General features: G+C 37.3%; 8 protein-coding genes. 3 read left to right on the top strand and 5 right to left on the bottom strand.

Going from position 1 to position 12,370, the window contains the following annotated elements:
• Positions 1-97: 97 nt before the first annotated feature.
• Together H6G06_RS04075 and H6G06_RS04080 are read left to right on the top strand one after the other, a co-directional pair.
• Positions 98-1,345, top strand: a complete 1,248-nt coding sequence (locus H6G06_RS04075; RefSeq protein WP_190557365.1) for an NAD(P)/FAD-dependent oxidoreductase — start codon at positions 98-100, stop codon at positions 1,343-1,345.
• Positions 1,346-1,468: 123 nt separating this feature from the next.
• Positions 1,469-3,277, top strand: a complete 1,809-nt coding sequence (locus H6G06_RS04080; protein WP_190557366.1) for an HTTM domain-containing protein — start codon at positions 1,469-1,471, stop codon at positions 3,275-3,277.
• A gap of 329 nt (positions 3,278-3,606) precedes the next feature.
• Here the strand turns inward: H6G06_RS04080 and H6G06_RS04085 are convergent, their stop codons facing one another.
• The 4 genes from H6G06_RS04085 to groES form a co-directional block, all read right to left on the bottom strand.
• Positions 3,607-5,619, bottom strand: a complete 2,013-nt coding sequence (locus H6G06_RS04085) for a 3'-5' exonuclease (protein ID WP_190557368.1) — start codon at positions 5,617-5,619, stop codon at positions 3,607-3,609.
• 183 nt (positions 5,620-5,802) lie between these two features.
• Positions 5,803-6,072, bottom strand: coding sequence for a helix-turn-helix domain-containing protein (locus H6G06_RS04090; RefSeq protein WP_190557370.1), 270 nt, complete (start codon positions 6,070-6,072; stop codon positions 5,803-5,805).
• A 449-nt stretch (positions 6,073-6,521) separates the two neighbouring features.
• Positions 6,522-8,159 carry a chaperonin GroEL gene (gene groL / locus H6G06_RS04095; RefSeq protein WP_190557372.1) on the bottom strand — a complete coding sequence of 546 codons (1,638 nt, stop codon included), beginning with the start codon at positions 8,157-8,159 and terminating at the stop codon, positions 6,522-6,524.
• A 133-nt stretch (positions 8,160-8,292) separates the two neighbouring features.
• Positions 8,293-8,604: a co-chaperone GroES gene (groES, locus tag H6G06_RS04100; protein WP_190557374.1), complete on the bottom strand. Its 312-nt coding sequence runs from the start codon at positions 8,602-8,604 to the stop codon at positions 8,293-8,295.
• 1,292 nt (positions 8,605-9,896) lie between these two features.
• Here groES and H6G06_RS04105 point away from each other — a divergent pair.
• Positions 9,897-10,574 (top strand): response regulator transcription factor, encoded by a 678-nt coding sequence (locus tag H6G06_RS04105; RefSeq protein ID WP_190558489.1) that lies wholly within the window; start codon positions 9,897-9,899, stop codon positions 10,572-10,574.
• 291 nt (positions 10,575-10,865) lie between these two features.
• On the opposite strand, the gene H6G06_RS04110 is transcribed toward H6G06_RS04105, so the two are convergent.
• A complete protein-coding gene (locus H6G06_RS04110; RefSeq protein ID WP_190557376.1) occupies positions 10,866-12,245 on the bottom strand; it encodes a hybrid sensor histidine kinase/response regulator in 1,380 nt (459 codons plus the stop codon).
• Between the last annotated feature and the right edge of the window lie 125 nt (positions 12,246-12,370).

The following is a 12,370-nucleotide window of genomic DNA, read 5'->3' on the forward strand; positions in this document are numbered from 1 at the left end:
GTCGGGGATCTGGGTATGAACGAGTTCTACAGATGAATACTTACAATTATATCTTTATTTTGATTTCGCACAAAGTATAAATCATGAATTATAAATTATGTCTCATATCAGCAATAAGTTTATTAAAAACGTAAATGTAAAAAACCAGAATATCACTAATTATCCGGTGCGGATTTGTATTTTGGGTGGTGGTTTTGGTGGGTTGTATACGGCTTTGGAATTAATAAAAATTCCTCTAATCTGTCAACCTAAATATGAGATTATTTTAATTGAAAAAAGGGATCATTTTTTATTTACTCCTTTACTCTATGAAGTGGTGACGGGAGAGTTACTTAACTGGGAGGTTGCACCAACTTATAAAAAGTTGTTGTCAGGTAGTAATGTTAAGTTTTATCAGGCAGAAATTCAGGGTGTTGACTTAGAGCAAAATTTGGTAACTTTGGAAAATGGAACTCTGCTAAAGTACGATTTTTTAGTGTTGGCTGTTGGTAAAGAAACGCGGTTAGATATAGTCCCAGGAGCAGCAGCACACGCTCAAACTTTTAGAAGTTTAGAAGATGCTGAATCTTTAAAGGAACGGTTACGGGTTTTGGAAGCATCTGATATTCCTGTAATTAAAATAGCTATAGCTGGTGCTGGTCCAAATGGCGTGGAAATAGCTTGTAAATTAGCAGATAGACTCAAAAACCGGGGGGAAATTCGCTTAATTGATCGAGGAGATGAAATTCTTAAAACTTTCCCTAAAGGTTGTCAAACTGCATCATACAGGGCTTTAGTAAAACGGGGTGTACAGATAGATTTAAATACTAATATTGAAGCAATTCAAGCTGATGCAATTATTACTAATCATCAAGGTAAAACTCAGCAATTACAGACAGATTTAGTTTTATGGACAGGAGGAAATCAATCAATTCAATGGGTAAAAGAGTTAAATTGTCAACATAATCAACAAGGACAATTAATAGCAACTCCCACTTTACAACTAGCAGAATATCCCAACGTATTTGTATTAGGAGACTTGGCAGAAATTAGAGATATTAAAGGTAACAAATCTCCCGCTACAGCGCAAGCAGCATTTCAACAAGCACCCTGTGCAGCGCGTAATATATGGGCAAAAATTACAGGTCGTCGCTTAAAATCATTTAGCTACTTATATTTAGGAGAAATGTTAACTTTAGGTATTAAGAATGCTGTAGTTTTTAGCTTTGGCATCACATTAGATGGTAATCTAGCTGGCATTATTCGCAGAGGAGTTTATATTCAACGTTTACCAACACTGAAACATCAACTTCAGGTAGCTAAAAGATGGATATTTGGAGGAATTAAAAAGCTGCTGAGAAGATAAATGCTCACGCAAAGAATAAAATTTTAATATCTTCCTAATAAAAAAATACCTATATTCTTTCCTTCTTCCTTCTTCCTTCTTCCTTCGTGTACTTCGTGCCTTCGTGGTTTATTAAAAAATTTTATGGTTACTCAACAAGAGACATCAAAAACTTCCTGGAGAAAAAATCTAGAAACAGTTATAGGACTAGATTTGCGATCGCTCGCTGCATTTCGTATCGGTATTTCTACCATCATTCTCGTAGATTTATTTACTCGTTTTGGTGACTTAACCGCCCATTATACAGATGTCGGTGTACTTCCCCGTGCTTTACTAAAGGAAATCGCTAAAACTGGACATTGGTCCTTACATACTATCAGCGGTGAACCGATTTTTCAGGTTTTATTATTTATCATTGCCGCTTTTTTTGCAGTTTTGATGTTGGTGGGTTATCGGACTAGAGTTGCTACAATTGCTTCTTGGATATTATTAATATCCATGCACAATCGAAATCCAGCCTTGATTTTTGCAGCGGATGATGTTTTACGCGCTCTCATGTTTTGGGCAATGTTTCTACCTTGGGGCGCTTGTTATTCCCTTGATAGTGCGCTGAATACTTCTCAACGCAAGTTACCGACAACAGTGGTTTCTGGTGCTACTTTTGCGCTGATGTGTCAGCAGTGCTTTATCTATATTTTCTCCGCTGCGATTAAAACTAAAAGCCCGATTTGGACTGATGGGACTGCGGTTTATTATGCTCTGAGTTATGACCAATATGTTACTCCTTTTGGTTATTTTCTTCTCAATTTCCAGCCGATTTTAAATGTCTTTACTAAAATTACTTTGGTGCTGGAATGGATAGGCCCATTAGCAATATTCGTTCCTTTTCGGAATAGTTTGTTTCGGTTAGGTGCAGTTATAACTTTTATCGGACTTCATGCGGGTTTTGGCTTGACTTTAAATATCGGTATTTTCCCATTTTTAAGTATTTTTAGTTGGTTAGCTTTTCTCCCTAGTGAGTTTTGGAATGGGTTAGAAAAACGGTTGCAAACTCCAGCACGTCAGGGATTAATAATTTATTTTGATGCTGATTGTGGTTTCTGCAAAAAGGTAGTGCATATCTTACGAACTCTGTTGATTTTGCCAGGAACACCGTTATTAATGGCGCAGGACTATCCAAATGCGTATGCTGATATGCAGACTCATAATTCTTGGGTAATTGAAGATTATCAAGGAAAGCGATATTTTAAGTTTAAAGGTATTGTTTATGTGGTGAGTTTGTCTCCTGTATTTAGGTTTTTAGTGCCGTTACTAAATTGGAAACCAATAATGGCAGGGGGGACAAAGTTTTATGAAGCAGTAGCTAATAATAGAAAATTTGCTGGTAATTTCACCAAACCTTTTAAATTCCGTCCTTTGGAAGTTCGTAAATCCCGCGTTTTGAATATTTTGGCTGTGGTGTTGTTAATTTACGCTTTTATTTGGAATATTCAAAGTTACGCTCCTGATTTATTCAAGCGCAAAATATGGCACAGAACTGAAGTTATGGGACGAATAACAAGACTTGATCAATCATGGAGTATTTTCGCACCTGCACCCCCTAGAGATGATGGATGGCACGTTATTCCTGGTAGTTTGGAAAATGGCAGTCAAGTTGATATTTTCCAGGGTGGAAATGCTGTTAATTGGGATAAACCAAGTTTAGGTGTCAGAAGTGCTATTTATCGCAATATGCAATGGCGCACTTATTTTATTAATCTTAATCGAGCGATCGGTAAAAAGCTTTATCCTTTTTATGGAAAATATCTCTGTTACGCTTGGAATACTCAACATCAAGGTAGTGAAAAATTAGAGAAATTCAATATTTACTTTATGGATGAGCGTACTGTTCCACCAGGGGAAGAACAAACTGTTGAGAAAAAGCTGACTTGGGAACAGTCTTGTAATGAATAATTAGTAAGACTGGGAATTAATTCCCAGTTTAAATAGCAAAAATCTTTTAAAACAGACTCGAAGAATTTTGTAGTAGTTAATAAATTAAACATCCTGTAAATCTTGAAATTCTGGACATCCTGATTCAGAAAAGCAGAACTCCTGATGAAATTATTGGTTATAACGAGTTTGGGATTCCTGAATAATGGTGATTGACACTTATGCTATCATGGCTATTATTTATGCTGAACCTGAAGAATTGATATTTATTGAACTTATTAACGATAGCGAAGAATGTCTACTTTCTTCTCTTTGTACTAAATATTTATGATGTTATAATTTTTCTATTCCTAATTTTTAACTATAAAATTTCCACTGTTTTGCAATTGTTGAATTACTGCCGAATTACCAGAACCAAAAATGTGTAATATATCTTGAGCGCGAGTCATAGCTACATAAAGTCTTTTACCGACTAAAATATCATTTTCTGAAATTGCAGGGATATTAAATTCCCAGTCTTGAACCCAAAGAATTAACACAGCTTTAAATTCTAAACCAAGCGCACTCAAAGAATTTAATATTTTGATTCCTGACTGGTTGATACTATAGTTTTTCTCAGATTCTCTAGTTTTGGATATCCAATAAGTTTCAATTCCTAAATTAGTTAATCTTTGAATTAGTGCAGTTAATAATTGGGTTTTACCATCATCTGCCATCCTATATATTACAGCAATATCGTTTAAAGATAACCCATTTACCTGTTGTAGTTCTTGAATTAAACTAATCACAGATTCTAATTCATGATTTTCTGATTTTTCAATATGTAGAACAGGAGATAACCCATGACGCATAGCATTTTCAGGTTTAACAACATCAAATACTAAAGTTTCATCATCAGAAATTTGCTCATGAATTTGCTGAACATCAATATTCTGGGTATTGTGAAATAAACTCCAAGCAGCAGTTAAAATTTCTTGGGTATTACGATAGTTTTTATCAAGATTAAATTTTTTACTCATTGTTCTACCAACAGCTTTAACCCCTACTGATTTCCAAGTAAAATTTTGGCGTTTATAAATAGATTGTCCCCCATCTGCAACAATCATTAAATTGCCATTATTCGGATCTTTCAAAGCAGCAACACAACATTTAAACCAACTGGGATGAAATGTTTGTGCCTCGTCAATTAAAATAGCATCATACTTATAATAATTGCGAATTTGAGAAAATTTTTGGAGCAGAAGTTCTCCTAAAATAGCATCATAATAATCGGTAGAAAATCCCCCCTGAGAAGGTATTTTTCTGACTTCAGAATTTACCAAAGCATAAAATGTTAATACTCTGATATTTATACCCAATATTTGCTGATCTATATCTTGAGCAAGCAAGGAATTTAAGTAAGCGGAAAGACTTCTATTGAAACAAAGAATTAAAATCTTTTGCTGAGGGTTAATTTTGAGTAATAATTTAGCGTGAGATAGAAGTATTAAAGTTTTACCTGAACCTGCGACACCATAAATGATTCTATGTCCTTGACCTATACTTCTGACTATACTTTCTTGACGATGGTCTAAGGTTCTAAACACATAACTTCTATCTGGTATGGGAAAACCATCAGGAACACTTTTGGAAGATGCTGGTACAAGTTTTATAGCAATTTCTGGAAATAAAATAGCTTTGATAGTATCAATTTGTTCAGTAGTGATATCAGGAAAATCAAATTGATTGGTGTCGGTAAATATTTGTTTTAATCTACTAACCGTGTTGATACTATTGCTATTTAATAATAGTAATTCATCTCTGTATATTACTTGAGATTTCGGTAGTATATTGTGAAGATTTTTATTTAGTCCTTGTTCTTCAGTAATGTTAGAGAAAACTACACTATGTGCCACAGGTATGGCTAATTTATTGTTATTATGAATATCTTTTATGTTGAGAATTGGATAATGTTGCAGTTTAGTAATCAAGGATTGTAAAAATTCTTGATTTTCCCACCAAGAATATTGATTAATTTCAGCTATCTTCTTAACTTGTTGCGAGCGTTTACGAGTTTTTCTTCCAGGAATATCTAAATAAAAAGATGGCTGGATATTATGGTATTCTTGATTTTCTTTATAAAAATATATAGTTTTATTATCTATATTTACATCAAGAATTTGATTTGGATGGTAATTAATAACTTGAATAATCAGTAGACCGAAATTAGGAGCAAGAATAATAAAATCAATTTTTTTACCGTCAATAATGTGTTTATACCAAACAGAAAAATTATCTGGTAGCTGATTACTAAGTATTCTAAATAAATTTCTTTCACCTTGACTAGAATTTGATGAAATTGACTCTGGAAGAATTAAAGCCATAATTGAAATTAATAACTATTTATTTGTTAATTTAATAATATTCAATTACATAAATGATTGTAAGTGACTTAAATCACCTTATATATATTTATAGATTGGGTAAAATGGTGACAAATATCATTAAAGAAGCGATGATATTGATTCCGTTTTACCCAACTCATACTCTAATAGAGAAGTTAAAATTTACGCAACTAAAGAAATACGCTCTTCTCCTTTTTCGAGAATAAGACGATAACCACAACCTTGAACTATCTGTAAAAAATTACTAATGTTCATATCTTTTTGCTGACCAGAACAAATATCTTGAATAACAGCAGGAGAAATATTAACTTCTTCGGCTAATTGAGCAATGGATATATGATCATTTTCCATAATAGAGATTAACAACTCAGATAGTAAAAATTCCTGATATCCTGCTGCAAATTTAGCTTGAAAATCGGGGTCTTGCATCATTATTCTATCAAGAGTTGATGTTGTTCAATTTTCTTCATACTATGCTCATTCTTGATTACGTTTAATAAAATTATTCATATAGTTGATAGCTTTTTCTTTCTGGTTTTTTGGTAATTTTTGTTGTTTTTTCTCAAAAACATTGGAAACAATAATTTCAGGATAGCCCAACCGATGTTAGTATTCAGAATATTTCTATACTGCACCTTGACGAATCATTTCAAATCCATATACATAGATATCCGCAAATTTATAGCGTTGATCTTTCTCGCGCAATTGAATAATACCGATTTCAGTTAAAAAAGAAGCAAACTTTTCAAACTCTTCAAAATCTGCTATATCCTGTTCAGTATATTATTAAGCTGAGACTTTTTCACTAAAATTAACCATTAACACTAAAAAAACAGCCGCCCCCTAACGGAAGCGGCCATTATTCACACTAAGAAAAGATTTTAGTAGTCGAAATCTCCGCCACCCATACCAGCGCCAGCAGCAGGAGCGCCATCTTTAGGTTCAGGCTTGTCAACAACGATACATTCGGTTGTCAACACCATTCCCGCAATAGAAGCAGCGTTTTGCAGAGCAGAACGAGTTACCTTAGCAGGGTCAACAATACCAGCTTCCAACATATCTACGAATTCGTTGGTAGAAGCATTGAAACCAATGTTGAAATCCTTCTCTTTCACTCTTTCTGCAATTACAGCGCCGTTTTGACCAGCGTTTTCGGCAATTCTCTTCAGAGGAGCAGGTAAAGCACGAGCAACGATTAAAGCACCAGTCAACTCTTCATTTTTGAGGTTGCTGTTAGCCCAAGTTTCCAACTGAGGAGCGAGGTGAGCCAAGGTTGTACCACCACCGGGAACAATACCTTCTTCTACAGCAGCCTTGGTAGCGTTAATAGCATCTTCCAAGCGCAGTTTCTTGTCCTTCATTTCGGTTTCGGTAGCTGCACCAACTTTAACGACAGCTACACCACCGGACAATTTAGCCAAACGCTCTTGCAGTTTTTCCTTGTCATAGGAAGATTCGGTTTCATCCATTTGACGACGGATTTGTTCGCAACGAGCCTTAACAGCAACATCGTTACCTTCAGCAACAATGGTGGTGCTGTCCTTAGTGATGGTGATGCGGCGAGCTTTACCCAGGCTATCCAGCTTGGTAGTATCTAGCTTTAAACCAGCATCTTCAGTGATTAGTAGACCACCAGTTAAGACAGCGATATCTTCTAGCATAGCCTTACGGCGATCGCCAAAACCAGGAGCCTTAACAGCAGCCACGTTCAGCACACCGCGTAAACGGTTAACCACCAAAGTAGCCAAAGCTTCTTTTTCGATGTCTTCAGCGATAATCACTAAAGGACGGCCGGAACGAGCTACTTGTTCGAGAACAGGTACTAAATCTTGTACTAAAGCAATTTTCTTATCAGTCAACAGGATGTAAGGCTCATCAAACACCGTTTCCATCCGCTCTGCATCAGTAGCGAAGTAAGGAGAGATATAGCCTTTATCAAAGCGCATCCCTTCGGTGATTTCGAGTTCGGTGGTCATAGACTTCCCTTCTTCTAGGGAAATTACGCCTTCCTTGCCCACCTTGTCCATAGCTTGAGCAATCATGCTACCGACTTCTTCGTCGTTACCAGCAGAGATGGCCGCAACTTGAGCGATCGCCTTAGAATCTTCTACAGGACGAGCGTGTTCAGCAATTTTTTCTACCAAGAAAGCAGTAGCTTTATCAATACCGCGCTTCAACAGAATTGCATTAGCGCCAGCAGCCACGTTCCGCAAGCCTTCTTTAACAATGGCGTGAGCCAAAACTGTAGCGGTGGTTGTACCATCACCAGCAGCGTCGTTAGTTTTAGAAGCAGCTTGGCGAATCAGAGCCACGCCAGTGTTTTCAATATGGTCTTCTAATTCGATTTCTTTAGCAATAGTTACACCATCATTAACGATTTGTGGTGCGCCAAATTTCTTCTCTAGAACTACGTTACGACCTTTTGGTCCAAGGGTGACAGCAACAGCTTCAGCCAGAATATCAATACCACGCTCAAGGGCGCGACGGGCGTTTTCGTTGTAAATAATGCGCTTTGCCATAATCTGTGTAATTGTTGAATTGGTTATTAGTTTGTTGTCAGTTTTTCAGTTATTTGCTGGGGTGTGGCTTGCCAACTCAAAATTTTGACTTTTGACTTTTGACTTTTGACTTGTTTGACCCCTCCCCACTCAATTAACTGACGACTGCTAGAATGTCTTTCTCAGAAAGCAGTACATATTCTTCAGTGCCGAGCTTAACGTCGGTGCCAGCGTACTTGGAGTACAGCACCTTGTCGCCCACCTTAACTTCCAATTCTTGACGGCTACCGTCATCATTCCGCTTGCCAGGTCCAAGGGCTACTACTTCACCTACTTGGGGCTTTTCCTTAGCGGTGTCGGGCAAATACAGACCACCTGCGGTCTTTTCTTCAGCGGCGGTCACTTTCACGAAAACGCGATCGCCTAAAGGTTTAACTGTAGATACGCTTAGAGATACAGCTGCCATAATTTTAATTTTTGCTCGCTTGTTAGCACTCTCAACTCCTGAGTGCTAATCTACCGAAAAGCAGTGACAAATGGCAACAAGTTCTTCTGTACGGGTTCCCGAACTAGGGAATGGGAGATGGGGAGCAGGGGAGCAGGGGAGCAGGGGAGGTAAATAACCCAATCACCAATCACCAATCACCAATCCCTAATCCCCAATCACCAATCCCAAAGTATAAATGCCTAATTGTTTTAGTTGTCTGGTTCTGTTGCGTAGGTAGTGAATATTTTTATATGGACAACTTTATTTCCAAAGCTGGGAAATTGTTATAGAACTGTAATCAGGGAACCGCTTAATGATGAGTAACAATACAGTGAGTCAAAACAGCCCTCCAATCCCCAAAACTACTAAAGCTAAGGAACTTAAAGCCCTAAGTATTTGTGTGGACGCTCTAGGATTGGCAGATTTTCACAGCACAGGTTTCTGTTTTTTCTGACCAGACAGTTACTCATTTGGATTCAAAATAGCCTAGTCTGGAATGAATCCTGGGAATGCTGGAAACTGTCACTGAAGGAGCAACATCTCGACCAGCTGCATGAGAGTTATCCGATTTGTATCCTCAGAGATAAAACCAACTGCTTGCGTATTTGTTGTTCTAGGCAGATAATGGTAGTTTACCCAGATGGGGTCTGGTATAGCCAAACAAAACCGGAAGTCATTGAGCGGATCATCCCAGAACACTTAATTGGCATCATGGTGGTTGAAGCACAAGGCTTTTAAACCCATCCTTTGCCAGAAACTTCCTTGGTTTCTTGTGAACCTCTGATAGAGGCTTAACATCCAAAGGATACAGTAGAGCAACAGTAAACAAATGAAAGTGCGGGTGAGTTGTCAGTTAGGGTCATCTTTAGCTAAACACTGAACTTGTCAACCAGACGGATTATGATTTAATCAGGTTTTTTAGCCCGCTTCTTTCAAAGGAATATATAATAGCGCATTATAAATACTATTGCTCTCCGTATCCTTACTAGACTTTTGCCATTAAGTTACTAGTAGTATGTTAAGAGTGACCACCACTTTCACAAAAACAAGCAACAAAGGCAAGTTAAGTGGGAAAACCAGTACGTGCGGCCAGCGCGGAATTTACGCCTGTGGACAAGAACCCGGCAACGGGCTTGGTGGAAGCAGGAAGCAAACAACAAAATGTTCTAGGGTGTATTCCGATACGCCCCAACCATGAACAATTTGTGTAAGTTTTGTTTTGCACAACATCTCACATAATCCACCATAGAGGATAACTATTCAAGCCTTTGATGGATCTAAGCGCGACAAGTGCCACTGCTATGAAAGAGTCCAGCATGAAAGATCACAAACGACTTCTATTGATTGATGATGACCCTAACCTCATCTTGCTGGTGAAGGATTACTTAGAATTCCGGGGATACGAAGTCATCACGGCCGAAAATGGACGAGAAGCTCTGGATATTTTAGAACATGATGTTCCAGACATGATCATCTGTGACGTGATGATGCCGGAAATGGACGGGTACACTTTTGTGGAACAAGTGCGGCAAAATGAACGCACCAGCTGGATACCTGTTCTCTTCCTGTCAGCTAAGGGGCAAAGTGCAGACCGAGTTAAAGGTCTGAATAAAGGTGCTGATGTATACATGGTCAAGCCCTTTGAACCAGAAGAACTCGTAGCACAAGTAGAATCCTCACTTAAGCAAACTATCCGTTGGAAAGAACATCAAACCAAGGGAGGGGAAAACGGTTCCCGTATCCAAGTTCCCTTTGATGTGCAGTTGACCCCAACCGAACTGAAAGTAGTTCAGTTTGTGGCTAGGGGTTTAGCTAACCGGGAAATCGCTGAAGAATTAAATGTCAGCCAGCGCACGGTTGAAAGCCATGTTTCCAATATGTTGGGTAAAACCAATCTCCACAACCGTACAGAATTAGCACGGTGGGCGATTGAAAATCAAATGGCTTAAATGCTCTACTGATTGATTTCTGAAGTTTTGAGTTTTGAGTTAAGATACCATAACTCAAAGCTCAAATCAGTTATTTGATCTTGACTTCAGTTTGAGAGCTAATAGAACCTGAATTGTGAAGCCTATGGATTTTTTCAAGTCCAACTTCATAATTCATGTTTTATGATACTTTCCTCAATTGCTATATTCCAACCCAGATATCACCGAAAATTATTTATACAGGCTGCTTGTAGGGAACAGGGAACAGGGAACAGGGAATAAATTAACCACTGACTAATGACTAATTACTAATTAAGTAATCTGTTCCGTAGGGATTTCTATGACAAATTCTGTACCATAACTGGGGTCAGAACAGACATAAATATTGCCTTGGTGCTTTTCAATAATTTGATAGCTAATTGCTAGTCCTATACCAGTTCCCTGGTTGACAGGTTTAGTTGTAAAAAAGGGATCAAATATCTTTCTTTGTAACTCTGGACTAATACCAGGTCCATTATCTCGGATGGTAATTTTTATCTTCCCATAATCATTTTTTTCAGTTTTAATTACTATTTGTTTTTGCTGTTGTTGTTCTTGTTCTAATAAGACATCAATAGCATTACTGAGGATATTCATAAAGACTTGATTGAGTTGGGCTGGATAACATTCAATTAAGGGTAAATCTCCATATTCCTTAATAACTTCAATTTCCTGTTTAAGACGATGATTTAAAATAAGTAGTGTACTGTCGATACCTTCATGAATATTGACAGCTTTTTTATCAGCTTGGTCTAGTCTAGAAAAGTTGCGTAAAGATAGTACAATTTCTCGAATCCGATCAGTTCCCATTTTCATCGAAGCAAGTATTTTGGGTAAATCCTCGATGATAAAATTAAGATTAACTTCATCTGTGTAATTTTCAATAACAGAATTTTCTGATGGATATTCTTGTTGATAAATTTTAATTAACTGTAACAAACCTTGAATATAATTATGAAGATGAATAAAGTTACCATGAATAAAATTGATAGGATTATTAATTTCGTGAGCTAAACCAGCCACCATTTTACCCAAACTAGACATTTTTTCGGTTTGGATTAGTTGGACTTGTGTTGTTTTTAGTTCTTCTAGAGTTTGTTCTAGTTGTCTTGCTTGTAGCCGAGAAGTAGCATTGGCGGCTGAGAGAGCTTTTAAATTATTGTAGGCTTTAGAATGATAACGGATGCGGGCAATTAACTCAACTACATCCGGTAATTTAATCAAATAGTCATTTGCACCAGCAGCAAAAGCATCTGCTTTAATTTGTGCTTCTTCTTTGCTAGAGAGCATGACAATAGGAATTTCATGAGTTGCCGGATGAGAGCGAAACCAACGCAGTAGCATTAAACCATCAATCTCAGGCATGATCATATCTAAGAGGATGACGGTGGGAGCTATAGAAATAGCTTTTTGAATTGCCTGTGCGGGGTCATCTATATAGTGAAAAGAAATGTCTTTCTCGTTAGCGAGTAACCTGCAAACTGCTTCACCAATTATTAACTGATCATCAATTAATAAAACTGTGACTAAATCTGTGTTTAACTGGACTGTAGATGGATGATATGGCGGTTGATTTTCCTGATTCAACCAGCAGGTTGATAATGTCTCGGCTGTTGGTGGCGTGAGCGGGAAAGCTGTAGATGTGGATATCATTTTTATAGCTCCTCATAATTATGGTTTATTAAAACTTTAAAGTATAGATTATTTATCCTTAAACCAAGAATAACCGAACTTAATAATGAATAAGCCTTTAGTTTGCAATTCGTAAACAAATTCAT

It is taken from the genome of Anabaena sphaerica FACHB-251 (genome assembly GCF_014696825.1).
Taxonomy (GTDB): Bacteria; Cyanobacteriota; Cyanobacteriia; order Cyanobacteriales; family Nostocaceae; genus RDYJ01.

What these genes read in the sequence shown, in the direction of transcription:
- groES (WP_190557374.1), bottom strand. Translation starts at nt 8,604, where the DNA reads ATGGCAGCTGTATCTCTAAGCGTATCTACAGTTAAACCTTTAGGCGAT.
- groL (WP_190557372.1), bottom strand. Translation starts at nt 8,159, where the DNA reads ATGGCAAAGCGCATTATTTACAACGAAAACGCCCGTCGCGCCCTTGAG.
- H6G06_RS04080 (WP_190557366.1), top strand. Translation starts at nt 1,469, where the DNA reads ATGGTTACTCAACAAGAGACATCAAAAACTTCCTGGAGAAAAAATCTA.
- H6G06_RS04090 (WP_190557370.1), bottom strand. Translation starts at nt 6,072, where the DNA reads ATGATGCAAGACCCCGATTTTCAAGCTAAATTTGCAGCAGGATATCAG.
- H6G06_RS04085 (WP_190557368.1), bottom strand. Translation starts at nt 5,619, where the DNA reads ATGGCTTTAATTCTTCCAGAGTCAATTTCATCAAATTCTAGTCAAGGT.
- H6G06_RS04075 (WP_190557365.1), top strand. Translation starts at nt 98, where the DNA reads ATGTCTCATATCAGCAATAAGTTTATTAAAAACGTAAATGTAAAAAAC.
- H6G06_RS04105 (WP_190558489.1), top strand. Translation starts at nt 9,897, where the DNA reads ATGGATCTAAGCGCGACAAGTGCCACTGCTATGAAAGAGTCCAGCATG.
- H6G06_RS04110 (WP_190557376.1), bottom strand. Translation starts at nt 12,245, where the DNA reads ATGATATCCACATCTACAGCTTTCCCGCTCACGCCACCAACAGCCGAG.